Below are 26,113 nucleotides of genomic sequence, written 5' to 3'. Positions count from 1 at the left end.
CCGCTCCTTAACACTTCTATCTTCTGTATATATCGGATTTGAGTGAGCGAGTTTTAACAGGTCATTCGTTTTATTTATCGTGCTAGGGTTATAGATGAAACTTCTTTAACTCCAGCTTCAATAAGGACTTTCGCCGCATAACGTAATGTGCTTCCTGTTGTGTATACATCATCAACTAGAATGACTTTCTGATCTTTCACTTTTAAAGAACCTATTACTTCAAACGGATTCTCTTTTTGAGATAAACGTTCTTCACGTGTTTTCTTACTCTGTTTCTCTTCATGTGTTTTTCTCTTTAATAAGTGTTCTACTGGCTTTTTAATTCCTTTTGCTATTAGCTCAGCTTGGTTAAATCCTCTTTCATAATGCCTCTCATCACTCAATGGAATGGGAACAAGGATTGCATCACGGGAAATCATTTTAAATGTAGAACTCAGCACCGGATAAAATGCTTTAACAATTTCAACATCTCCACGATATTTCAGCTTAGCTATTAGTTCTTTCATATAGTCGTTATAGACATAAAGTGACCGATTTTGCTGTAGAACTCCGGTCCTTGTTTCATCTTCTTTCCACCGAATACAGTCAAAGCAACAATCACCCTGTCGATATTGCTCGGGAAATATTGAAAAGTCACGACTACATATTCTACAAATCTCACCCTTTATCCTCACTAACTTTCCTTCACAGTCATGGCACAATAATAGTGATTGCTTTAAGCCAATCAGCGCTTCCCATGACCAAGCTTCAGTATAAGATTCATGGCAATATAGGCAATAACTCAAAGTCCAGCCTCCTTGTTCATGTTCTTAGTATGATTGATCGCTTGTATCATGCTGAGCGATTTACCGTAATGAAAGAGAAGGACCTCACCATTATGATCATCCTTACTTCTTCCCGCCCGTCCTGCAATTTGAACGAGAGCACTTTCTGTGAATACGTCGTGATCCGCGCCAAACACTGCTACATCTAAAAAAGGAACGGTCACTCCGCGTTCTAAGATGGTTGTAGTCACTAATAATTGAATGTCTTCATTCCTAAACTGAGTCACTTTTTCTTTCCGCATTGGATCTTCTGCATGAACACTTTCAACGGGTACATCGACGATCTTTTTTATTAGTTCTGTCAGCTTTTCTAAAACGGATACTGAAGATACAAATATCATCGCTCGCCGTCCACTTTTTGCTTGAGCTTTCAACCAATTAAGAAAAGGAGCAGGGAGCTTTCCTCTTTCTAACCTCTTCTTCCACTCACCGCCCCAAACCATACCTGGAACAGGTAATGGAAATCCATGAAACCGGTTTGGGATTTTCACGCATGGTAATGTTCTTTTTCTTGTCGCTTTTTTCATTGCTTTAGAAGGAGTCGCAGATAAATAGAGAAGAAAGTGTTTTGGTGTAACGGCACGAGATACTGCATGCTGAAGGGTTTTATCGTAGGAATACGGAAAAGCATCAACTTCATCGATGATCATGATGTTAAACGCTTGTTTAAATCGGTACAGCTGATGTGTGGTTGAGATGACGAGCTGTGCTGGTGTTTCACGTTCTTCTGTGCCGCCATAATAACCCGCGACTATCGTGTTTGGAAAAACCGCTTTTAAACGAGGGGCTAACTCTAGTACAACATCCGTTCGTGGCGTTGCTATACAAACACGAAGTCCCAAGTTCAATGCTTTTTCAATGCCCTTGAACAGTACTTCAGTCTTTCCCGCCCCACAAACAGCCCAAATTAAAAGTTCACCTTCACTTCCGATTCGCTTCACAAATTCTTTAGATGCTAATTGCTGTCCACTCGACAACTCACCATTCCAGTGCAGATTATTTTCATGGGACCACTTCACTTTAGGTCCATTCCACGACACTAACGGAGTACACTGACTCACTCTCCCCATCATGATGCAGTTCCTACAGTACGCACAATTATCACTCTTACAGCGAAAACAAGAAAACGCCGCAAACAAACGACTCTTCTCATTTCTGCATCGACTACATAAATAACCGTTAGAAGTTTTACTGATCCCAGGTGAATATTTCACATAACCATTTTCATAATGCTGTTGAATTTGCTCAATTGTAAAGAGAAGCTCATCAAATAAAAGAGACTTACCATAGAGGGTTTGTTGAAGTTTCTCATCATACTGAAAAGTTGGATTTAAAGGAGGTTGTTCTACAGTTGGAAGTTCACTAAAAGGGACAGCTTTCACAGGGGAAACAAGCATTTCAGGGGCAATGGTTAAACGGTTGTTTAAAAAAAGGGAGACAAACCTCATCGTGTTGTCTCCCCCTGTGTTAGAGATTTCATTTACATCTCTCCAATGATTATTCTTTTATCCACGTAATGCCGAGTGAACCTTCACCTAAGTGAGTGCCGATTACAGGGCCAAAATAGCTAATCCATACGTCTGCGTTCGCAAACTTTTCCCGTAGCTCATCTGCGATTTCTACTGCTTCATCTTCTCGCTTAGCATGAATTACACTAATTTTCACTTTGTCATCCGGCTTTACGTTTTCATCCATGATATCGAAAATACGTTTTAACGCTTTTTTCTTCGTACGTACTTTTTCAAACGGAACGATCTTTTTGTCTTCAAAGTGTAAAATCGGTTTGATTTGTAGCAGATTCCCTACAAAAAGTTGAGCTGTGTTCAAACGACCACCACGATGCAGATGGTTCAAATCATCAACCATAAAGTAAGCTGGGATTCCGTTGTTCTTCATCTGCAACAGGTGATTCATAATGTCATAACCGTTCGAACCTTCATTGGCTAGCTCAGCAGCTTTCAACACATAAAACGCTTGAGGTGAACAGCTGATCTCAGAATCAAACACATGAAGCTTGATTCCTTCGACCATCTCGCCTGCTGCCACTGCACTTTGATAGGTTCCACTGATTCCGCTCGATAATGTAATCATTACGGCTTCATCATAGTTTTGAGAAAGCTCTTCTAATAATTCTACAAGCTCACCAATTGCAGGCTGCGACGTTTTAGGAAGGGCTCCTTCTTTACCAACCATGTCGTAAAAATCGTCTGCTTTTATTTCAGCTTCTTCTTTGTATGTTTCTTTATCAAAAACCACGTTGAGCGAAATCATTACAATATTTTTTTCGTTGCGGATATGTTCGGGTATGTAGGAAGTACTGTCTGTAATGACGGCTACCTTGCTCATAATTTTAGTCCTCTCTTATGCCAAAAATCTTGTTTTTTTCTCCTCTAACAGTGTACACCATCAGAAAAAGTAATTCACTAAATTCAAATTTACTTACACTAAGTATTCTCTTTTTTCTTCAACTATCCTTTATGTGCTTTTCACCAGTTTTTCGGCATAACGAGAAAGCACCGTACAATACGGAGTGATTTTGCATAGAGGAAATTCTTAATTTCGGTTTGTAAGGGACATGTTTTTCGAGATTCCCATCTATTTTCTGAAGATATGGAGATAGTGCTCTTCCCACTCCACCACCCAGTAGAATTACTTCAGGATTTAAAATAACTGTCATGTTAATTAGTGCAGAAGTAAGTTGATCAACAGCTTCATCCACTACCTTTTTCGCCATGTCATCCCCTTTATCCACTAAAGAAAATAACTCCTGGGCTGAAACGTGGTTCCCTGTTTTCTTCTTATATTCGTAAGCCATCCCGAATCCCCCAGCTTTTGAACTAAGAAAGCCATACCCTGGACGAGCTGGGTTCAACCCGTCATGAAGAACTGATTGATCCGTTATCATGTACCCTACTTCTCCCGCTGAAAATTGTTGACCTTCATATAATTCACCATTTAAGAGAAGACCAACACCAATACTCGTCCCGATCATCATATAAATAGCATGCTGTACATTTTGCAGACCGCCTGCTTCAACTTCACCTAACAAGCCGGTGTTCACGTCATTACCTATATAAACGGGTATACCTAATAAGCTCTGAAGCTTCTTTCTTAAAGGATAGTGATTCCACTTTAAGCTCGGAGCTTTCATCACAACACCATTTTTCACATCAACAATTCCTGGCACTCCAAGTCCTAATCCGTAGACTTCTTCTAACAATATCCTCTTCTCATCCATTTTTCTTCTCAATTCTTCTGCTATAGCTTCTGCTACATCACCTTGCAGTACTTCCATTGTATTTAACGTACTTGTCGAAAGAAGGTTTCCGCTCCAGTCAAACAGTCCACACTCTATAGATGTGCCTCCTACATCAATTGCTAATACGTATTTTTTTACCAAGTAAAATCACCTCCAAATCGTTTTCTACACCGGTGTTCATTATTAAGCACGCGAATTATTAATCTTTTGAAAAGTTTTTTTCGAACGAAGAAGGAATTTGTCGGATATGGAAGAAATTAGAATGTGAGACATGTTTTAAAGGAGGGCTAGGACCATTGGATCATAATCTATATATCGTTATACTCTCTCTATTCGTTTGCTTTCTGTTTGCTTTAATCTCACTCGATTGGGCGATACGGCGTACAGAAGAGCAAAAATCGCAGCAACTATTCTTACTGATAGGTTCTGTTACAATGGGCATCGCAGTATGGGCAACTCATTATATGGGGATGTTATCCATCCAAAGTCCTGTTCGTGTAGACTATAAATTTATAATCGTTACCGCAGCACTTGTTGCAGGTATTTTCTTCTCATATGTATCGTTCTTACATTTTACCTCTCAAAGACATCAGAATAAACTTTTCGTACCTGTTAGTTTATTTAGCATCGGTTTAGTGTCCGTTCATGTGATCGGATTGTTGTCCATGCACATGCATATGCCGATGGAACCTAATCTCTTATATATCATTCTTTCCATTTCTTCCGCTTTTCTTTTTTCCTTACTTGGTTTTTACCTACTCACTTTAAGAGATTTTTCAGCAAGAAAAGTTTCTGCTAGCCTTTCATTCACACTAGGTGTTAGTTTTATGCACTATATCGGTGAGATGGGCTTAATCGCTGGAACCCCTACTTTCGGTTGGCATAGCAGTTTTCCGATCAATAACATCAACATGACGGCTACTTTACTTGTATTTGGCGCGACAACCGTCGTATTAATTCTATACATTCTAGAACAACGAAACCAAAAAAGACTCGTAGAGCATCAATTTCAACTGCTTGAATCAGAGCACCGTTATAATTCACTTTTTGAATTAAATCCTGAAGGTGTTTTTGTGATCGGCCCAGATCTAAATTTTATTAAAGTGAATTCTTCTCTAGTCGATATTTCAGGCTATTCTTTAGAAGAACTTCATGCTATGCCATATACGAACCTTTTAAAAGAAAATGAAATCTCTAATTCCTTGGATTACTTAAATAGAGTGATTGAAGGCGAAACTATCAAACATCCACTAACCATCATTCATAAAGAAGGGCACGAAATAGAGCTCGATATTACGAGCATCCCTTATTCAATAAGAAGTGATATGACCGCCGTGATCGGAATCGCAAAAGATATGACTGCAATTAACGAAGCACAGAATTTCAAACAAAGAGCAAATACACTCGCCTATGTCGGAGAACTAGCTGCTGGTCTTGCTCATGAGATCCGTAACCCTCTAACTTCTATAAAAGGGTTCGCGCAATTGTTTCAATCACAAAACACGACAGAAGAAACTCATCATTTTTTAGGCATCATGTTACGAGAAACAGATCGAATAAACTTTATCATCAGCCAGCTAATGATACTAGCTCGCCCGCATATGATCCTAAAAAGTGATCACGATTTAACCGAGGTCATCAAACGTTCACTTAGATTTATCGAAGAAGAAACACAATTTGAAACCATTTCGCTTCACCTTGACCTACCAGAGCAACCTGTGACTATAAAATGCGAAGAAAATTTAATGGCGCAACTCATATTAAATATCGTAAAAAATGCGTTAGAAGCGACACCTTCTTGGGGGAACATCTCGCTTCAACTTAAACAAACGAAAGAAAACATCACCATCGCCATTCAAGATGATGGACCTGGCATCCCCGAGCACCTCCTATCAAAGCTCGGACAGCCGTTCTATACAACAAAAGAAGGCAATCCTGGACTCGGCCTCTTAATCTGCTACCAAATCGTCCAGAACCACGGTGGCAAGATGAGAATCGAATCAAAAGAAGGCCACGGAACAAAAGTCTCACTAGAATTCCCAATAAGCGTTCCGTCAGAAGAAAAGATCTTCGAAATGAGCTTGAGTTGATTTGGTTTTTCTTTAACTCGAAGTAAATGAACGAGAAGGATTTTATTTTAATTCCTCTCTGAAAGTTGATTGAAGCGCAAGGTGCGAGACTCCTGCGGGACAGGTGGGCAGGTGAGACACTTATACGTGAAACGTACGAATGTGGCTCACCGCGTGCCCCGCGGAAAGCGAGCAACCTGGAGCGGAAATCAACCACATTTGGCATCCTTGAAAACCCTATTACCACCCACAATGATTCAAATATATATCCCCGCACCAACCCACACGCATCAAAAAGACAAAACAAAAAGACCTTCACAATCGAAGGTCTTTTCTCCTAAATAAATCAACGCACCTTTACCCAACCATTCTTGATCGCCTCAACAACAGCCTGCGTACGGTCATTCACATTCATCTTCTGAAGAATATTACTCACATGGTTCTTAACCGTCTTCTCACTAATATAAAGCTCTTCCCCAATCGTACGGTTGCTGCGTCCATCCGCCAACAACTGAAGAACCTCACACTCACGACGCGTTAAAATATGAAGTGGCTTACGGTACTCTACCTCAACAAAACCAGCTTTGTTTTGCTGTTTATTATTCGTAGTCGATAAACGACGGAACTCGTTCAGAAGATTATACGTAATCTTCGGATGAAGATAAGCTCCACCGTCCGCTACCACGCGAACCGCTTCAATTAACGAATCAGCATCCATCTCTTTTAGAAGGTAACCAGATGCACCTGTTTGAACCGCATGTGACACATACGTCTCATCATCGTGGATTGAAAGAATAATAACTTTAGTATCTGGAGACTTCTCCACCAAACGACGTGTTGCTTCAACACCATTGATGTTTGGCATGTTAATATCCATCAACACCACATCTGGGTTATGGTCGCGGACGATATTTTCCGCTTCAGAGCCATCGTCACCTTCAGCAACAACAGAAAATTGGTCTTCCATATCTAGAATACGTTTTACTCCTTCGCGGAACAAACGGTGGTCATCGATAATCGCTATTTTTGTTTTCTCAGGTGCTGAGGCGTTATTTTCGTACACATTAACATTATTCATGTGTGAACCCTCCTAGTCTTGAATGGGAATTTGAATGTAGACACTTGTACCGTATTTTATGCGGGATTTCACTTTTAAAGTTCCTTCGAGCAGTTCGACCCGCTCTCTCATCCCCATCATACCAAAGGAATTTGATTTTGCTGGCTGTGCCATATCGAATCCTTTGCCATCATCTCGGATATATAACGAAATAAATTTTTGAGTAAACTCAAGTTTAACTTCAATAAGATTTGCTTCAGAGTGCTTAACGGCATTGCTAACCGACTCTTGAATCAGACGGAATATCGCAATCTCCATCTTATTCGGAAACCGTCGGGATTGACCAAGCGCATGTAGTTCAACCTCTATACCTGTACTTTCTTTAACATTTCGTAAATACTTGTTTAAAGTCGGAACGATACCAAGATCATCGAGAGCCATCGGGCGCAGATCATAAATGATTCTACGTACCTCTTTTAAGGAGTTTCGAACCATAACCCGTAAATCTTTTATTTCAACACGGGCAGCCTCAGTTCCTTTTTCTACAAAGATTTTCTCTAATAATTCTGAGCGAATAAGCACATTTGCCATCAATTGAGCTGGCCCGTCATGAATTTCACGCGAAACTCGTTTACGCTCTTCTTCTTGGGCTTCTATGATTTGAAGTCCAAACTCTTGCTTTTGCTGAGCGTTTTGAACGAGTTCATTAATTTTTCTTAAATCACCGTTTAGATAATTTAGTACAACTGAAATCTGACCTGCCAGAGACTCCGCTTTTTGAACGGTTTCGTTCAATGCACCGATTCTCCGCTCTAGCTCATCTCTTTTTTCTCGAAGCTGCTTCTCCGTTTGCCGGATGATGGACAGTTCAATCTGATACTTATTGGCATTCTCATACGCATCTCGAATATCAGATTCGCTATACTTTTGAAAATGCTTGCTCACTTCTGCGAGTCGAGTTCGTGCTAGCTTTGCGTATTCCTCAGTACGATCAGATTTATGAATGACTTCAATGACCTGTTGCTTCACTAACTCAAGCTCACGGCGCAGCTGCTGAAACTCTTGGCGAGAATGCTCACTAATCTCAAAGATTTGCGATTGACTTTCCGTAACCGTTTCGATGGTCTGATTTAGTATTCCGTCCAACATATGTGGATCTATCGTTAACTTAGCTGCAGTCATGTAAATTTCCCCCAATTAAAACGATAAAGAAGTGTACCCGGAAGTTCTAGAACCATCTTGCCTAATTTATATATAGGACTTACTACCCACTTAGACGAATAAAACCGCGAAGACATTAATCCTTCTAATATACTACATTCGCCAGGATGTGGAATTTTATGACTTTTCTTGCTAAAATTTTTTAAGAATTTGAATGGTTTTTATAATCACCTTATAATGAAGGATAACACGATACACTTGAAACATGAAGATTATTCGACAAATTTGACATCAAATTCTTAATATTCACTACTTAAAGGAGTCTTCACATATATGCTTGCTAATTATCTAACCGTAAAAAACGAAGGACAGCATGAGATCGTGATTGAAAAATCACGTTTTATCGCTCATATTGCACGGGCTACGACTGAAGAAGAAGCGCAAGGATTTATTCAAAAAATTAAAAAAGAACATAGCAGCGCTACACATAACTGTTCCGCCTACTTGATCGGAGAAACAGACAATATTCAAAAAGCAAACGATGACGGAGAACCGAGTGGTACAGCGGGTATTCCGATGTTAGAAGTGCTAAAAAAACGGGAATTGAAAGATACAGTTGCTGTTGTCACACGTTACTTCGGTGGGATTAAATTAGGTGCTGGAGGACTCATCCGGGCATACGGCAAGTCTGTTTCAGAAGGCCTCAATTATATTGGCGTTGTAGAACGTCAGCTTCAACAGATCGTTCACATCACCGTTGATTACACCCTTCTCGGAAAAATGGAGAACGAACTACGCAATTCTATTTACCCCATTAAAGAGATGAACTACATGGAAAAAGTAGAGATTCAGATGTATGTACCGATAAAAGAAAAAGAAACGTTTAAAGAATGGATCATCGACCTTTCGAACGCTCAAAGTGAGGTTATTTTTGGTGAGCAGGAGTATTTGGAAAAAGATGTGAAATCCTAATATATACCCAACAATTATCTTGAAGAGCCGAACATACTATTAGTCACAAAATCGTGATTTGTTATGAGTATTAATATTGTGTAAAATGAAGAAGATTCAATGTATGTGTCAAATTAAAGGAGATAATATTGATGGATAATAAAAATTCTTCTCAGCGTATGAGAAGGCGCCGAAGAAAGAAAAAGCCTTTTCGGAAATTTTTGAAGCTCGTTCTTATATTAACGATTTTTCTAGGCATCGGAGCAATTGGTTACGGTGGTTTCTTAGCATATAAAGTTAAAACAGCTGCAGATGATAGTTATTCAGAACTTGAACGAGAAAAATCCGATTTACGCAAAACAAAAGTAGAACTAGGTGAAGACCCTGTAAATATATTAATGATGGGTGTCGAGAGCTATAAAGGTTCTCCTGGTCATTCAGATGCGCTAATCTTGTTGTCTGTTAATCCAAAAACGAAAGAAACGGTTATGCTCAGTATCCCTCGAGATACAAGAACATACTTGCCGGTAATTGGACGAAAAGATAAAATTGGACATTCCTATGCATATGGAAAAAAGGGGCAAAAAGAAGAAGCTACTATTGAAGCAGTCGAAGAGTTGTTAGATGTGCCAATTGATTATTATGTTCGTACAAACTTTACTGGTTTTCAAGAAATCGTTGACGAAGTTGGAGGAATTACGGTAGATGTTCCTTTTAAATTCAGTCAAGTATCCATTGAAAGTAAAACTATCTATTATCAAAAAGGCCCTATGAAAATGAATGGGATTGAAGCATTAACGTACGCTCAAATGAGAAAACAAGATAAACGTGGTGATTTTGGAAGACAAGAAAGACAGCAACAGGTTATTCAAGCCATTGCAGATGAAGCATTATCCATTAAATCATTTGCAAAGGCGGGTAACATCGTCGAAACACTAGGTGATAACGTGCAAACAAATATAACTTTAAAAGAGATGTTTGCGTTTAGAAATTTCTACAAAGAATTAACGCAAGGTAACATTGAGCGTTTGAACCTTAAGGGTGAAGATCAATATATCGACAACATATACTATTATGTCCCTTATGATGACTCCATTGAAGAAATTTCAACTGAATTAAAAAGAGTACTTGAAATTGGAGAAACATCTTCAGGAGAAAACAACTACTAGGAAAAAGATTTAAAATTAAAAATACTGAGGATTTATAAACAGAGTCGGCTTACGGCTCTGTTTTTTTTTCTTTGTTCTTTATTGTACGGATTAAGCTCATAAATGGGTTGAAATTTTCGTTAACCAAACCAACGAGTTCTGCTAATAATACTAAGAGAATTATCATTATTAGTAGAATAATGATTGTCCCCCATAATGGTGTATAAGCTGAAGTAATAGCAATTATACTAAAAATAACACCCATACCATAAATAAATAAAACCGCATTTTTATGACTTAAACCTTTACTCATTAGTCTATGATGCAAATGATTTTTATCTGGAGACATGATTCCAGTTTGGTTTATCGTTCTGCGTATTATCGCAAATAATGTATCAAATAAAGGAACACCCAGCAATAGTAACGGCACAAACATGCTAAATAAAGTTACGCTTTTATAAAGTCCTAACAATGAAATAACAGAAATGGAGTAGCCAATAAAAAGGGCTCCCATGTCACCTAAAAAAATTTTAGCTGGGTAAAAGTTGTAAATGAGGAAACCCAATAAACTGGCCAATAATATAACACAGAATGTAAGAATTAATGCTTTCCCATGAATAAAAGCCAATGATCCAATCGTTATTAAAATAATGGATGATACTCCTGTAGCTAATCCGTCTAATCCGTCGATAAGGTTAATTGAATTGGTAATACCAACAATCCACAATAGCGTTAATGGGTATGATAATAATCCAATTTGATAAGTACCTAATAACGGAAAATGAATTACTTCTATTAGTAAACCGCTTGAAATAACAATTAAAGCTGCTACTATTTGAAAGATTAATTTGACTTTAGCACTTAATGTTATTAGGTCATCAATAATACCTAACAAAAGAATAACAACACCGCCTATTGAAATAGCGGTAATGGGTATGAAGTAGACACCACTTATAAAATAACCTATTACGACGCCTATAAAAATGGCTAACCCACCGATTCTTGGCATTGGTTTTATATGAACTTTTCTTTTGTTCGGTTGATCAACTGCACCGATTTTTAATGCAAACTTAATGACGAAGGGAGTAACAATTACGACACTGATAAAAGAACCTATAAAAGCCAACAAATTTATTTTATCCATAGTTATCTCTCCAATTATTTATCACTCTTATGTTTTCCAGAAATACGAATAATAAATATTAGAATATTTACCAATAATAATAATAATAAAAAAGACAGTTATTCCTTAGAGGGAACAACTGCCTTACAATCTAATTTAGTTTTTATTGACTGAATTTGAACTTTTATTAATAAATTTCGGGTCGCCTGTAACTTTTCCGTAAACAAATAGCAGTGGACGATACTTATAATGCACCAAACCGATCAATTCAGCAATTAACTCAAGAAGTAAAAGGAGACCAAAAGTTATTAATATTGCTCCCCACAAAGTAGTAGTAGAGAAAACAGCTGCAGATACACTAAACAATATACTTAGTAAGTAAATGGTTATTACCGTTTTCCGATGAGTTAAACCTATTGATAATAATCGATGATGTAAATGCCCTTTATCCGGTGCCGATATAGGTTTCTTATTTACTAGCCTACGGATTATCGCAAACGTTGTGTCAAAAACAGGAACACCTAAAATAATTAGTGGAACAACAAAACTGAACAAAGTAACACTTTTATAGACACCAAGTAAAGAAATAATGGCTATAGAGTATCCTAAGAACAAGGATCCTGTGTCCCCCATAAAGATTTTCGCTGGGTGAAAATTATAAAATAAGAATCCTACAGTAGAACCTAATACAACTAGAGATAATGTAAGAATCATAACATTTCCGTTGATTCCAGCCATAATTGCAATTGTTGCAATGACTATCGATGATACTCCAGCAGCTAAACCATCTAATCCATCAATTAAATTTATTGCATTCGTAATGGCAATAATCCATAGAACAGTTAAAGGAAACGCTATTGGAAATGTTAAATCAAACTCTCCGATAAATGGGATGTTAAGCAAATCAATTAGAAGACCTGTTTTAGCGACAATTAATGCAGCAGTAATTTGCCCTAGAAGCTTGTACTTAGCTTTTAATTGATACTTATCATCTAAAATCCCAGTAATAATAATGATTAACGCACCTATTGTAATACCAGTTAATGGCGCATTCTGTAAGTCACTGAAATAATAACCTGTTACTACTCCGATAAAAATTGCAAGACCACCAAGTCTTGGCATGATCTTTTGATGAACTTTTCGTTTATTCGGGCTATCAACAGCGCCAATTTTAAAAGCAAACTTTATGACAAAAGGTGTCACAATTAAAACTGTAACGAATGGAATAAGAAAAGTTAGAACTAATTGAAGATTCATTTTATCCCCTCTTTGTTTATCACTCTTCTGAATATTTAAATTCTCTCTCTTTTACCCAGAAAAACACATACTCTAAACTTATATTTATGCTCTCTGAGACATTATAAGGTTAACCTCGAAAATGTTCAATGATAATTATTAATCTTAACACAATATTAATATGTCTAAAATTCTTTTCCTATATTGTAAAAAAATGTAGAAATTTATCTCATTTTGTTAATTTTCTGCTATAATTTATATTTAATGGAATCTCTGTAAATATAACCTTTTATATGACATAGATTCCTAATTTTCAAGCAATGGGGAAGGGGAATGTAAGTTGAGTTTGAAAAAAGTTGCAAGCAGTATTTTAGGTTTGTCCGTCATATGTTCAACATTATTGCCTTTAAATAATGTTCATGCAGGTGGCATTTCAGTTAAACTACAAAATTATATCGGAAATCCTACGAGTCTTAACGTATCAATTGAAGGGTCTTATCGTGTAAATCAATATAATGATAATACTCGAATCAGTGGCATTGACCGTTTTGAGGTAGCTAGCAATGTATCTAAGAAAGGATGGGCAAGTGGCGCTGACACGGTGTTGATTGCTAATTATGATGCTTTTGCAGACGCATTATCAGCAGCACCTTTAGCTTATAAATTGAATGCACCTATTTTACTAAGTCGAAAAGACAAATTAACATCTTTTACAAAGCAAGAAATAACAAGATTAAAACCTAAAAATATCATTATTATTGGTGGTAGCGGAAGTATTGCTTCTCAAGTAGAAAACGAGATTACTAGTATGAAGTTGGATATTAGTTTAAGAAGAATCAGTGGTTCGGATCGTTATGAAGTGTCTCAAAAAATAGCCAGTGAGGTAGGCGTTAAAGGGAAAGCAATTGTATCAAGCGGAATATCTTTTGCAGATGCATTATCCATAGCGCCTTACGCATCAAGAAGAGGTCTCCCTATCTTATTAACAAGAAAAGACCAGCTTCCTACCCAAACTTCTGCAGCTTTAAAAGCAAACCAAACAACTAGCACTATCATTATTGGTGGTGAGGGCAGTGTTGGGACCAATGTTGCTAAACTACTACCTAGCCCTGTAAGAATAGGTGGCGCAGATCGTTATGAAGTTGCTACGAATATTATTAAACAATTGAAACTTGAGGCTGAAGCAGCGTTTGTAGCTAACGGGGTAAAGTCTGCAGATGCTCTTACAGGTTCTGTTTTAGCAGCAAAAGAAAATGCACCAATATTATTAACAAGACCAACCGCATTGCCTCCGACAATTCAAGAGGTAATTAGTGATAAATATATTTCAATGTTCACCGTTTTAGGCGGAGATGCCTCTATTTCTGAGAACCTAGAAAACTCATTACCGAACTTTTTACCTTTAAAAGCAGGGGTGAATTATAGCATTAAAAGCGCTGGTTCGTCCTTATCTTTATATGAAGGGTCACATCTAGTAAAAGATTTTGGTACACAATCTTTTCTATTAACACCGGATGCGTATGGTAAATCTATTATTAAAATCAACAATATTCCCTACATAGGCGAGATGCAATTTAAAAATGAAACAGGAACCATTCAACCAATAAATCTTAATATTCCTTTTGAAGATTATTTAAAAGGCGTTGTACCAATGGAAATGCCAGCTTTATGGCACCAAGAAGCACTAAAGGCGCAAGCTATTGCAGCTAGAACTTACGCTAATAAATATCAGAATCGAACGGATATTAATGATACTACTTCCTTTCAAGTATATGGTGGCTATCAGTGGCACTCTAATTCAACAAAGGCAGTTGTAGACACTAATGGTGAGATGATATATGTAAATAATACACTGATCGATACTGCCCCTTTTACTTCATCTAATGGCGGTCAAACTGCATCGAGTGTTGACGTTTGGCCATCTGGTGGTGGAAGATCATTCTTAATATCAAAAGCAGATCCGTATGATAAATACACTTGGAATTTATCTTTCTATAAAGAGCAGATTAATACAAGTGAGCTTGATTTAACAAATCCTGGTCACTGGTGGTGGAGTATTAAGGAAACAAAAGGTCCTAACACAAATAATCTCCCTAATCTAAACAATGTGAAGAATTGGTTAAAAGCAAACGTCCATAATAATGGTAATGTTGACTTAAGAATTCACCATATTCCGCTTCTACATGTATATCCTGAAACCAATAGTAGTGGCAGAAATTTAAAAGCTAAGATAAAAATTGAATATTTCTTGAGTGAAAATGGCAAAATTCAAATGGATGATAGTACACCAAAACCTTTAGTCAAACCTTATGTCTTTGAACAAGACGTTACGATGAGCCAACTTAGATCCATGTTTGGATACAATGCTATTAAAGAAGCTATGATTTCTTCAGTAACTGATAAAGATGGGGCAATCAAGATTAATGGAAGTGGTTATGGTCACGGTGTTGGCCTTAGTCAGCATGGTGCTCAAGGGAGAGCAATCGCAGGACAAAACTATAAACAAATACTAGAATTCTATTATCATGGTTCAACGATAAAATAGTAAAAAAAGCTGATGTCTAGAGTTTCACAAGATTGTGAAACTTAAACATCAGCTTTTGTTTTGTTTACCGTTTATTTTCGAATAACTTCTGGAAAAAGAAGGATAGAAATACTAAACATAAGACCAACTAAGAATCCTAAAATTGCTTTTCTCAATGGATTATTATTTGTTTCTTCTACATATACGTCTTTTTCGATTTGTGTAGGTCTAAGCTTCTCAAGATCTTCTTTTCTGTCAGATATTTCTGCTGTTTTATTCGCATCATTAGAATCTTCCAACTCTTTAATCTGCCCTTCTAAAATATCCTTCCATTCCATATAACTAATATCATTTTTATCATTAACCACATCATTACTATCCTTTAAAAACGCATTAACTAACTTTTGAAGTACCTTTTCACTTTCTTTCTTACTATCAGATGAATAAGAAAGTTCAATCACTTTTCTAGGTTTTATTATCGGATTGGTTTTACTTGCAAGTTCTATTGGATCATCCGTTACGTTTAAATTGCTAAGATAGTTTTCATTTTTCAGAAGATCCTGTACTTCTCCTACATTGGTAAATTGTGATGAAGCTATAAACTCACCTAGCCTTATCTCCGCTTTTGCAGTGTATGTCGCTTCCTCGTTCATTCCAAGAAAATACCCTAGCCCCGCAAAGATGATAGGCAGCAATAACAATACAAAGAATAACTTTTTAAACCTAATTAGGATTCTTTTAATACTTTCATTTTCTAACAAGCTCATTTTAGTTCCTCCTGATTATTCACTCTGTAATAATTAATGAACGCTATTACAAAACCATATAAAACCCAAAAATAGTTTAAGGCAATTTGCGAGCTTGGACTAACACTCGATAAAGGAAAGACAACCATTGCCAAAAGAAGTGAAACCGAGACTAATTTTAACTGAGATTGTTCTGAAATATCCTTATTAATAATAAACAGTTCTTTTACTAGATATAGATAGATCAAACAATAAAGGGTAAATATTACCACTCCATAATTAACAAGAATCTCTACCCACCAATTGTGCACATTCACAATATTCCCCGTTGGATACACTCCATAATTTTTCATAAAAAATTCCGAATTTCCTGTTCCTACACCAAAACCTAACGTATTTTCTAAAAAAATAAAAGAATTTTTCAACAAATTTAATCTTATATCTGTTGAAGTTTCATCAGACCCAGAAGTTACTATAAGACTTAACACAAGTTGATATATTGCATTAAAGATAGCATTCACTTTCTCAAAAAAGAGAAGTGAAGTAATACCTGATCCTAGAGCTCCCCAGAAAATAAGCTTTATTTTCGATTTAGTTTCTGTTAAAAAAACAAACCAAAAACCTAAACCGATAAAGACTGCTAATATGTTTGCCCTAGATGATGTAATATCAAGCATGTAAATTGAAATTAGGATAAGCATTAAACCTATAAATTTTATGAACTTGCTTCTATAATACAAAATTGCACTTAAAACAAAGAAAATACTTAGTGAAATAAAGCTCGCAAAATCATTTTCATTCACAAATACCGAAGTGGGAATATAGCTATATATAGGATTTGCGGTTGAAATCCTTGAAATTGGTAAATGAATATGAAAAAAATGATTAATCACACCCATTCCTAAAATCAACAAAAACGAAACCATCCAAATACTGTATATGGTATTGATCTTCTTCTGTTTGTTTGCAAAAGAAACCATAAATACAATAATTCCTATACCCATCAGTAAAAAAATGAGATCCATTACACCTTGGCTTAAACTTTTAACCCATATTAATGAAGTAAGGGCATACGTTAACCAAAATACAAATAGTAATAAAACTTTCTTTGTATAAAGTTGATTCCAAGTGAAAACCAAGTCTTTAAAATACAAATAAAGCATGATTAAAACAATCAAAGGAAATAGTATTCTAAACGGAAAAAGGCTAAATGGTCCAATATTATAATTTAAAAGTGCTGGACCAAAAAAAGCACTTAGTATGAATATATAAAATATATTTTCCCACCATTTATTTTGTATCATTAATGGTTTAATAGAGATGATTCCTAACAAGAAGAACGTATAGAACATTACGCCAACTGTCATTATTTTTATAGATACATCTAGTTGATCTATCATAAAAATTCCTAAACCTAACATGACTAAAAGTAGAACTAAGTAATTTTTATTCTCTCGAATGAAAGACATACCAAACCTCTTTCTTCGTAAAATTGACCCACTCATTATAACATAATGGTTATCAAATAATGACTGTTCACAGTTTAGTCATAATATTTTCATAATAAACAAAAGAAGATGATTTTCATCATCTTCAGTTATTATTATTTATAGAAGTTAATAGTACCCTGTGCGATTGCTTCTGCAGCAAGTCTTCTGTATGTTGGTGATGCCAGTTTTTGCGCGTCTTGAGGATTGGATATAAAACCTAATTCTACTAAAACACTTGGTATCTTCACGTATTTAATCACATAAAAATCAGCTTCTTTAACTTTTCTATCATCCGTTTGTAGCTTTTGGATAAGTAGTTTTTGTATTTCGGTTGCTAGGGCCTTACTCTCCGAAGAATTATAAACATCATTCCAATATGTTTCACTTCCGTTTGGCTTAGTGCCAGGGTATGAATTTGCATGAATACTTATAAAAGAATCAGCTCTTGAGTTGTTACCCATGTTTGCTCGATTCGTTAACGTAATAAAAGTATCCGTTGATCTTGTCATTACAATTCTAGCTCCACTATTTTTCAATAATTCTTTTGATTTTAAACCTACATCTAGAACTACGTCTTTTTCTTTCAGGCCATTTCCTATTGCACCTGGGTCTGTTCCCCCATGCCCTGGATCCAGTACAATACTCTTACCAAATAGGGATGTAATGTGATTAGATACTGATGCTTCCCCACCCAATATTGTCCCCTGCTTTATCACTTTGTCTTGGATAAGAGCTTTAGTAGTATCAGGCAATGAAGTTGGTCGAGTTAAAATCACTGGCGCATTATGTTTAGCAGCTAGAACTGAACCCGTTAAGGCATCAGCAAATGTAGTACCAGTAGTTAAAAAGGTGTTATATGTACTTAAATTTAATTCTCTAATAACGTTTGCAGCGACTTCATAGCGATCTGCTCCCCCAATTCGAGTTGGTTTTGGAAGCTGTTGAGCAACTAATGCACTAACACTCCCTTCTCCTCCAGATATTATCGTCTGCTGTACGCCTTTTTCCTTAATTGCTCTCTTTGTAAAATTGGGTATCGCATTCTGATTCGTCAAAAGAATGGGATATTCGTTCTTAGAGGCATATGGTGAAATAGCAAGAGCATCGGGGAAGTTTAAGCCATAAGCTATAATTGCTTTCCCTTTATTAGAGAGTTTCTTAGATACGTTATAAGAAACTTCATAACGATCCTTACCGTTAATCCTCTCAACTGATAATCCCATATTCTTTAGTTGTTTCTCCACAGAGGAAGATACGCTTCCTGTACCTCCAATAATGGTAACCTTTTTATTTTTAAGTCTAATTATTTCTTGTTTTGTTACATCTGTGAGTACTTTTGGATGTGTTAATAGAACGGGTGCATTTAACTTGTATGCTAGCGGTCCTGCCGACAAAGCGTCTGCAAAAGCATTATAATTGGCTAAAACGACGTTGGATGTTCCACTCGTCCACCCCTTCTTAGAAACGTTAACTGCAACTTCAAACCGATCGCTTCCTGAAAGTCTGGTAGATGATGCCGAAGCTTGTTCAGGTACCAATAAAAATAATGTAAAAGCCGCAATAAACGGCAAAAATAGTCTCAACACGTTATATCTCTCCCCAAGTAATTTAATAATCTTTAACCGATCCTCCTTTACGACAATATGTGCCTTAATCTGACAAGATTAATCGACATGTATATTATCGTAAAATACGGAAAAAAATTAATAGTACTTTAGGGAAAAAAAGACCAGATGTTTAGAAACACTCTGGTCTTTAAAACTAAATATTATTTTTTAATAACTGATCCTCAGGTACTTCTCTCAAAACTCTTGCAGGACTACCTACAACAATTTTTTGTTTTTCAACGTCTTTTGTAACAACACTGCCTGCAGCTACAGCCCCATCTTCATGAATAACTTTACCTGGAAGAATAGTTGAATTCGCTCCTACACGACCTCCGTTTTTAATCGTTACACCTTTAAATTTGTCATAACGCTCTTTGGATCTTGCCATGTAATTATCATTTGTAGTAACAACATATGGAGCGATAAACACATAATCACCCAGCTCCGAGTATGCCGTAATATAACAATTTGTTTCAAGCTTACACTTTATTCCAACTTTACAATCGTTTTCAACAGAAACTCCGCGGCCTACAATCGTCTTTTCACCAATTGTTACTCTTTCACGAACCGTAGCCAAGTCTGCAACAAATACATCATCAGCTAATTCGGCATTAGCATAAATAATAGCTGACGTGCTGATGGTAACCCCAGAACCAATTATAGTTGGAGGCAGTTTCTTAACCTCTGGAAGGATAGAGTTTTTAGCCCGTGTTGGCTGCTTACCAATAACAGCATTATCCTGAATAATGCAGTGATTTCCGATTGTAACTCCTTCATAAATGACAACATTATTCCCAATAACAACATTTTCACCAAAAGTTACGTTTTCCCCAATTACAACATTTTGACCTTTTTGAACTGTCATATAAGACACCTTCTTTCTTAAGTATGTAAAACAGTGTTCACCCGTAGCGGATGAACACCATTAAAAGAATTAATTTTTGCTATAGAACTCAGCGATTTTGTCCACAACATATTTTTGTTGCTCAAGCTTTAATTCAGGGAACATCGGTAAAGATAGAGCTTCTTTTGCTGCTTTTTCAGTAACTGGTAGATCTCCCTCTTTATAACCAAGCTCTTTAAATACAGGTTGCATATGCAACGGTTGTGGATAATAAATCATTGAAGCCACACCATTGTCTTTTAGGAAAGCTTGTAACTCATCACGTTTTTGAACACGAATCGTATATTGGTGGAAAATATGATGTGAATAGTCTGCAATAAATGGTGTAACTACCTCATTAGGGAGTTTCTCATTTAATAACTCTGTGTAATTTTGTGCGTTCTCTCTTCTCATATTGCTCCACTCATCCAAGTGAGGGAACTTAACATTTAAAATTGCAGCTTGTAGTTCATCAAGACGGCTGTTATAACCAAGAACATGATGATAGTATTTTGGTTTACTGCCATGTACGCGGATAACACGCATCTTTTCGGCTAATTCTTCATTATTAGTTACAACCATACCACCGTCACCATAAGCACCAAGGTTTTTAGTCGGGAAGAAGCTGTAAGTTGCTGCAGTACCTAGTTCTCCTACAGACTTACCTTTATATTTAGAACCGATCGCTTGAGCAGCATCCTCAATAACAGCTAAATTATGCTCTTTTGCAATTTCAGAAATTGGATCCATGTCTGCCATTTGTCCATATAAATGTACAGGTACAATCGCTTTTGTTTTCTCTGTAATAGCTTCCTTGATTTTCACTGGGTCTATATTGAATGTCTTTTCATCACAATCAACAAAAACAGGTGTTGCGCCAGCACGAGCTACTGCACCAGCTGTTGCAAAAAAGGTAAAAGAAGGTACGATTACTTCGTCTCCAGGTCCTACACCACACGCAGTTAATGCGATGTGAATAGCGTCAGATCCGTTAGCTACTCCTATTCCATGACCAACATTGCTGTATTTCGCAACATCTTCTTCTAACTTCTTAACATCTTGACCAAGGATGAAACGCCCATTGGACATTACATCTTCAATGGCTTCCTGAATTTGTGGTTTTAAAGTTTGATATTGTTGTGTTAAATCAAGCATAGGTACTTTCATGTTTATTACCCTCTTCCTTATTAGTTTGACAAGCTTCAATAAATTTATCGGCTAATTTCTCGATGTCATGGTGGGCTGATACATATTTAAAACTGCTTTCTTTTATCTCTTCTCTCTCTTCATTTGTAAGTGAGAGGAGGTTGTCCAAACCATTTTTCATAGCCTCTTTATTTTCTGGTTCTACTGTAACACCTGCATTAGCCATTTCAACTATATTATTATATACATTACCGGCAAACAAAATAGGTTTGCCCGATAGTAAATAATCATTTAACTTATTTAAACTAATTCCAAAACGATACAACTTTGTATTAAGCATTGAGACAATTAATACATCAGCTTCAGCTAATGTAGCCATTACTTCTTTTTTTGCTACTGGTTCAAAGAAATAAATATGGTTATAACCTTCAGAAGCTTTCCGAAGGATTTCCTTTTCAGGTCCATCACCTACAAAAACAAAAGCTACTTGCTCTGGATCCATTTCTTTTGCCGTATCCACTATAGAATGGAGCGCATTTGCCATTCCATGAGCACCCACATACATCGCGATTTTTTTATGTTTCTTTCTTATTTGTTCTAGTTCTGATTTAATTGGAGTTCCATAATCTATCTCATATCGTCTTTCTAAGTCAATTCCATTTGATATAACGTAAATGTTTTCTCTTTTCACACCAAAACTTTCAATGTAATCTACAGCACCAGGAAGCGTAACAATAATTCGATCCGCCTTCTTGTAGACAAACTTTTCAATAGCGCCAAACATGATAGCTGCAGGGTGTTTCTCTGACATAGCACCAAAATCTATAAGTGTTCTCGGCCAAAGATCACGAAGCTCAACGATGTAAGCAGCTTTTTTCCATCTTGCTAAAAAGTAGCCAGCAAGACAAGCAAATAAGTGAACAGAAGATCCTACAACAACATCAGGGTTTTCTTTTGAAAATAAACCTCTAAACAGGACCATAATAAAATAGCTGATCATGTTAAACACACGTTTAACACCATTGCCCTTATAAGGTAAATTCCATAACCACTCAAACCAAACTCCGTTTACATTCTCAGAGTAGTTTTTTCTGTTAGGATCGCGCCATTTAAAATGATAGACTAGAAAACTGCTGGCAAAGATACGAATATCATGTCCTTTTTTCTTCATTCCTTGAGCCAGATCATAGTGTCTTGTAATACCAGATTCATTGGGTTTTAAAGCCACAGCATTTAGTATCCAGATTTTCAAAATACCACCTCAATTCAACTCTTCAATCGGCTGTATAATGAAACAAGCTCTTTACTCTCGTGTTCCCAATTATACTTCTCAATCACTGCTTTTCTTCCATTTTCACCCATTTGTTTTGCTTCTTCAGGGTTTTCAATCAGCCATTTCATTGCACTAGCAATGTCTTCAGGATTTAATGGATCTACACAGATTCCACAGTTGTTCTTTTCGACAATTCCCTTCCACAATGGGAAGTTAGAGGCAATAGCAGGAATGCCTGCAGACATGTATTCAAAAAGCTTGATAGGGTAGGAAACGACGTATCTAGGTTCTGGATGGATTAAAACTAATCCGCCAGTAGCTTCTGCTAATTCCTTTTTTACTTCCGCTCTTGTTAAATACCCTTTGAAGTCTGTGTGTTTCCAACCTTCTTCTATTTGTACCTCTTCTTGCAAAGCAGGAGGACTAAATGATCCGCCAAGTACTAGCTTACTTTCCTTTTCTTTGTTCAATACACCTATAGCTTGAACCATTTCTTTTGTGCCTCGTAGCCCGGTTAAACCACCTACATAAATAAAATTATTAAAGGTTACATTTTTAACTTCTTGAATGTTATTTAACAACTCATTTAAGATTGGGAAATTGTGAATAGTAACTGTATTTTTATTATATGTTTTAAAGCGATTAGAAATATGAGGAGTAGCGGTTACTACTGCATCAAAGCGCCTTGAACAATAACTTTCTATTTTTGTAACGAAGAAAGAAACTACTTTTCGCAAAGGACTAGGAATCCATTGTTTAGATAAAACTTGTTCTGGAACATCCTCATGTACATCATAGATTACCTTTTTTCCTTTTTTCTTTAGCATAAGTCCAACCCAAAGAAGTTCAGGATCATGAAAATGATATACATCGGAATCTATCTCAAGTGCTTTTTTATAAACCGCTCTTGTCGCATTTATCATTCTTGATACACGACTAGATGCTTTTACATCTAAACCTATGATTTTAACTCCATCAACCTCATAAGATCCTGTATTAGCGGTTATCAATGAAACATCATATCCTGCTGCGGCTAAAGATCTACACTCTTTTATAAATATCCTTATATCTTCGGAAGGATGGACCGATGTCAAGTGGGAGACTTTCATTTTTACCCTACTTTCAACTAGTATCATGGAAAGGCCAGACCGGAGTTGGTCTGGCATTCTTTCAACTTATAGTAAGTGATATTTTTTAACTTCAGTTTGAAGTTCTTTAAAGGCATTGCGCGTATCAAAAACAACAGGGCTGTTTTTCGCAATCATTTTATAATCGAAATCAGTGTGATCTGTCGTAAGCATTACTAAATCAGCTCCTGATAATAGTTCCTGACTCATCTCAGCTGTTGGATACATTTTACCATTAAGCTTAAATTCTTTAACATGTGGATCGACCACAACCCAATCAGCACCAGCCAGTTCTAATTTTTCAAGAATAGGAAGAACTGGTGATTCACGCATATCATCAATGTCCTTCTTATAAGCTACTCCAAGTAAAACAACACGTGCTCCATTTAATGCTTTCTTATCTTCGTTTAGAATTTTCATTACTCTTTCTAATACGAAATCTGGCATAGCATTGTTGATTTCTCCAGCAGTTTCAATCAAGCGAGTGTGATAGTTATACTCTCTAGCTTTCCATGTTAAGTAGAATGGATCGATTGGAATACAGTGTCCGCCTAATCCCGGACCAGGATAGAACGCCATGAAACCATATGGCTTAGTAGCTGCAGCATCAATTACTTCCCAAACGTTAATCCCCATTTTTTCACATAGGATGGCCATTTCGTTTGCTAAGCCAATGTTGATATTACGGAAAGTATTTTCAAGAATCTTTTCCATCTCAGCTACACGAGGGCTTGAAACTTCATGAACATCACCTTCGAGAACAGAACGGTACATCGATGCAGCGATTGCTGTACACTCACCCGTTAATCCACCAACTACTTTAGGTGTGTTCTTTGTATTAAAGTGCTTGTTACCTGGATCAACGCGTTCAGGAGAATACGCTAAATGAAAATCGACTCCAGCTTTCAGTCCACTTTTTTCTAAAATCGGCTGTAGAACTTCTTCAGTTGTTCCAGGATAAGTTGTGCTTTCCAGTACGATTAGCATACCTTTGTGCAAGTATTTAGCAATATCAGTGGCTGAACTTTCAACATAAGAAGTATCGGGTTGCTGATATTTATCTAATGGTGTTGGAACACAAATAGCCACTGCATCTACTTCAGCAATCTTTGAATAATCCGTAGTTGCAATTAGTTTTTTTGAAGATGTTAGCTCAGCTAACTCTTCATCAACAACATCACCGATATAATTGATTCCATCATTTACTAGTTGCGTTCTTTTTTCTTGTACATCGAAACCAATAACATTGAATCCTGCTTTTGCTTTTTCAACAGCTAATGGTAAACCTACATACCCTAATCCAACAACACCAATTGTAGCGTTCTTACCTTCTAATTTTGATAACAGTTCTTGAGATGAAGAACTGAAATTAAGTTCTTGAGTCATTTAATTGTCCTCTCTTTCACTTACATCTGAGATTTTAACAGCTTTTTGTGTATCAGCTGATTTGTATAGAGCCAATACGAGTTGAAGAGCTTTTTTCCCATCTTCACCAGTTACAATAGGCTCACGGTCTTCTTTAATAGCTTGCACCATATCTTCAATGATACATTGGTGACCCGGTTTACCAAATGGATCTGCTTTTACTTGTTCGATGATTTGATTAACTGATTCATCATCCATACCTTCAACATCCCAATGTTGAATGTAGTTAGCTGTTTTACCACCAATTTTTATTGTTGCCTTTTCTCCGAAAATAGCAAGTGATTCTTCAAAATTTGAAGGATAAATAGTTGTTGCAGCTTCAATTACACCTAAGGCACCGTTTTTGAAACGAACAAGTCCTGTAGATACGTCTTCTGCTTCAATGTTTCGTAAACGTGTAGCAGCCATACTATAAACTTCTTCTACATCGCCCATTGTCCAAAGTAAAAGGTCTAAATTGTGTATAGCTTGGTTCATTAATACTCCACCGTCTAGAGATTTCGTTCCTCTCCATGGAGCTTGATCATAATATTCTTGATTTCTGTTCCATCTAACAGTTGCATTTGCGTGACTAACTGTTCCTGTCTTTCCTTCAGTTAATACCTTATTAAGTTCCATAATAGCTGGTCTGAATCTATTAGGATGCACGACAGAAAGCTTCACATTATTACTCTTACATGCTTCAATAATGGCTTCTGTATCTTCAATTGTTAAGGCGATTGGCTTTTCAACAACCACATGTTTTTTTGCATTTGCCGCTGCTATAGCTATATTTGCGTGATAACCGCTTGGTGTACAAATATTGATAACATCTAAATCATCTTGTTCTAAAAGAGTCGTTAAGCTCTGATAGCCCTCTACTCCATATTTTTCAATGTAGTATTCCATATTTTCTGGAATAGTGTCACACACTGCGATTAACTCAGCACCTTCTGCTTTATCAATTGCTTCAGCATGCTTTTTAGCAATGTGGCCACAGCCTACAATAGCGAATTTTGTCATGGAAACATACTCCTTCTATTAACCTGTGTTTTACTGTCACAATGTATATTTTAAACAATTGT

At 36.6% G+C, this 26,113-nt stretch carries 21 protein-coding genes; 4 read left to right on the top strand and 17 right to left on the bottom strand.

Features of this window, described 5'->3' with window-relative positions:
* Window positions 1-74: 74 nt before the first annotated feature.
* The 4 genes from ACFS5O_RS06910 to ACFS5O_RS06895 all read right to left on the bottom strand — a co-directional run bounded on the left by ACFS5O_RS06910 (window position 75) and on the right by ACFS5O_RS06895 (window position 4,224).
* Entirely contained in the window at window positions 75-785 is a 711-nt protein-coding gene (locus ACFS5O_RS06910; protein WP_205725247.1) for a ComF family protein, read from the bottom strand.
* Window positions 782-2,272, bottom strand: a complete 1,491-nt coding sequence (locus tag ACFS5O_RS06905; RefSeq protein ID WP_205725246.1) for an ATP-dependent helicase ComFA — start codon at window positions 2,270-2,272, stop codon at window positions 782-784. Before ACFS5O_RS06905 ends, ACFS5O_RS06910 begins: the two co-directional genes overlap by 4 nt.
* Before the next feature lie 49 nt (window positions 2,273-2,321).
* Window positions 2,322-3,170, bottom strand: a complete 849-nt coding sequence (locus tag ACFS5O_RS06900; RefSeq protein ID WP_205725245.1) for a DegV family protein — start codon at window positions 3,168-3,170, stop codon at window positions 2,322-2,324.
* A gap of 118 nt (window positions 3,171-3,288) precedes the next feature.
* Window positions 3,289-4,224, bottom strand: a complete 936-nt coding sequence (locus tag ACFS5O_RS06895; protein WP_205725244.1) for an ROK family protein — start codon at window positions 4,222-4,224, stop codon at window positions 3,289-3,291.
* Between the two features lie 155 nt (window positions 4,225-4,379).
* Here ACFS5O_RS06895 and ACFS5O_RS06890 point away from each other — a divergent pair, with 155 nt between their 5' ends.
* Complete coding sequence (locus ACFS5O_RS06890) at window positions 4,380-6,173, top strand: ATP-binding protein (protein WP_205725243.1); 1,794 nt, start codon at window positions 4,380-4,382, stop codon at window positions 6,171-6,173.
* A gap of 325 nt (window positions 6,174-6,498) precedes the next feature.
* Here ACFS5O_RS06890 and ACFS5O_RS06885 read toward each other — a convergent pair whose 3' ends face one another.
* Window positions 6,499-7,230, bottom strand: coding sequence for a response regulator (locus ACFS5O_RS06885; protein WP_205725242.1), 732 nt, complete (start codon window positions 7,228-7,230; stop codon window positions 6,499-6,501).
* A 12-nt stretch (window positions 7,231-7,242) separates the two neighbouring features.
* Window positions 7,243-8,391: a sensor histidine kinase gene (locus ACFS5O_RS06880; protein ID WP_205725241.1), complete on the bottom strand. Its 1,149-nt coding sequence runs from the start codon at window positions 8,389-8,391 to the stop codon at window positions 7,243-7,245.
* Between the two features lie 312 nt (window positions 8,392-8,703).
* Here ACFS5O_RS06880 and ACFS5O_RS06875 point away from each other — a divergent pair, with 312 nt between their 5' ends.
* Together ACFS5O_RS06875 and ACFS5O_RS06870 are read left to right on the top strand one after the other, a co-directional pair.
* Window positions 8,704-9,342: a YigZ family protein gene (locus ACFS5O_RS06875; protein WP_205725240.1), complete on the top strand. Its 639-nt coding sequence runs from the start codon at window positions 8,704-8,706 to the stop codon at window positions 9,340-9,342.
* Window positions 9,343-9,473: 131 nt separating this feature from the next.
* Complete coding sequence (locus tag ACFS5O_RS06870; protein WP_205725239.1) at window positions 9,474-10,490, top strand: LCP family protein; 1,017 nt, start codon at window positions 9,474-9,476, stop codon at window positions 10,488-10,490.
* A 49-nt stretch (window positions 10,491-10,539) separates the two neighbouring features.
* Here ACFS5O_RS06870 and ACFS5O_RS06865 read toward each other — a convergent pair whose 3' ends face one another.
* Together ACFS5O_RS06865 and ACFS5O_RS06860 are read right to left on the bottom strand one after the other, a co-directional pair.
* The gene (locus tag ACFS5O_RS06865) at window positions 10,540-11,613 is read right to left on the bottom strand and encodes a glycosyltransferase family 4 protein (protein ID WP_205725238.1); all 1,074 of its coding nucleotides are present in this window, start codon (window positions 11,611-11,613) and stop codon (window positions 10,540-10,542) included.
* Window positions 11,614-11,748: 135 nt separating this feature from the next.
* A complete protein-coding gene (locus tag ACFS5O_RS06860; RefSeq protein ID WP_205725237.1) occupies window positions 11,749-12,849 on the bottom strand; it encodes a glycosyltransferase family 4 protein in 1,101 nt (366 codons plus the stop codon).
* Between the two features lie 319 nt (window positions 12,850-13,168).
* Between ACFS5O_RS06860 and ACFS5O_RS06855 the strand changes: the two genes are divergently transcribed.
* A complete protein-coding gene (locus ACFS5O_RS06855) occupies window positions 13,169-15,373 on the top strand; it encodes a SpoIID/LytB domain-containing protein (protein ID WP_205725236.1) in 2,205 nt (734 codons plus the stop codon).
* Window positions 15,374-15,444: 71 nt separating this feature from the next.
* Here the strand turns inward: ACFS5O_RS06855 and ACFS5O_RS06850 are convergent, their stop codons facing one another.
* The 9 genes from ACFS5O_RS06850 to ACFS5O_RS06810 all read right to left on the bottom strand — a co-directional run bounded on the left by ACFS5O_RS06850 (window position 15,445) and on the right by ACFS5O_RS06810 (window position 26,051).
* Window positions 15,445-16,119, bottom strand: a complete 675-nt coding sequence (locus tag ACFS5O_RS06850; protein ID WP_205725235.1) for a hypothetical protein — start codon at window positions 16,117-16,119, stop codon at window positions 15,445-15,447.
* On the bottom strand, window positions 16,116-17,567 hold the full coding sequence (locus tag ACFS5O_RS06845; RefSeq protein ID WP_205725234.1) for an O-antigen ligase family protein: 1,452 nt from the start codon (window positions 17,565-17,567) through the stop codon (window positions 16,116-16,118). Before ACFS5O_RS06845 ends, ACFS5O_RS06850 begins: the two co-directional genes overlap by 4 nt.
* A 134-nt stretch (window positions 17,568-17,701) precedes the next feature.
* Window positions 17,702-19,174, bottom strand: coding sequence for an N-acetylmuramoyl-L-alanine amidase (locus tag ACFS5O_RS06840; protein ID WP_205725233.1), 1,473 nt, complete (start codon window positions 19,172-19,174; stop codon window positions 17,702-17,704).
* 175 nt (window positions 19,175-19,349) lie between these two features.
* Window positions 19,350-20,060 (bottom strand): acyltransferase, encoded by a 711-nt coding sequence (locus ACFS5O_RS06835; RefSeq protein WP_205725232.1) that lies wholly within the window; start codon window positions 20,058-20,060, stop codon window positions 19,350-19,352.
* A gap of 69 nt (window positions 20,061-20,129) precedes the next feature.
* Window positions 20,130-21,245, bottom strand: a complete 1,116-nt coding sequence (locus ACFS5O_RS06830; RefSeq protein ID WP_205725231.1) for a DegT/DnrJ/EryC1/StrS family aminotransferase — start codon at window positions 21,243-21,245, stop codon at window positions 20,130-20,132.
* Window positions 21,226-22,476: a glycosyltransferase family 4 protein gene (locus ACFS5O_RS06825; RefSeq protein WP_205725230.1), complete on the bottom strand. Its 1,251-nt coding sequence runs from the start codon at window positions 22,474-22,476 to the stop codon at window positions 21,226-21,228. Before ACFS5O_RS06825 ends, ACFS5O_RS06830 begins: the two co-directional genes overlap by 20 nt.
* A 14-nt stretch (window positions 22,477-22,490) precedes the next feature.
* Complete coding sequence (locus ACFS5O_RS06820; RefSeq protein WP_205725229.1) at window positions 22,491-23,606, bottom strand: glycosyltransferase family 4 protein; 1,116 nt, start codon at window positions 23,604-23,606, stop codon at window positions 22,491-22,493.
* Between the two features lie 66 nt (window positions 23,607-23,672).
* Window positions 23,673-25,010, bottom strand: a complete 1,338-nt coding sequence (locus ACFS5O_RS06815; protein ID WP_205725228.1) for a nucleotide sugar dehydrogenase — start codon at window positions 25,008-25,010, stop codon at window positions 23,673-23,675.
* Window positions 25,011-26,051 (bottom strand): Gfo/Idh/MocA family protein, encoded by a 1,041-nt coding sequence (locus tag ACFS5O_RS06810; RefSeq protein ID WP_205725227.1) that lies wholly within the window; start codon window positions 26,049-26,051, stop codon window positions 25,011-25,013.
* Window positions 26,052-26,113: the final 62 nt, after the last annotated feature.

Origin of the sequence: Fictibacillus nanhaiensis (genome assembly GCF_042686385.1) — a bacterium.
Taxonomy (GTDB): Bacteria; Bacillota; Bacilli; order Bacillales; family Fictibacillaceae; genus Fictibacillus; species Fictibacillus nanhaiensis.
The sequence above is the reverse complement of the archived record's forward strand: the minus strand, read 5'-3'. Positions and strand labels throughout refer to the sequence as shown.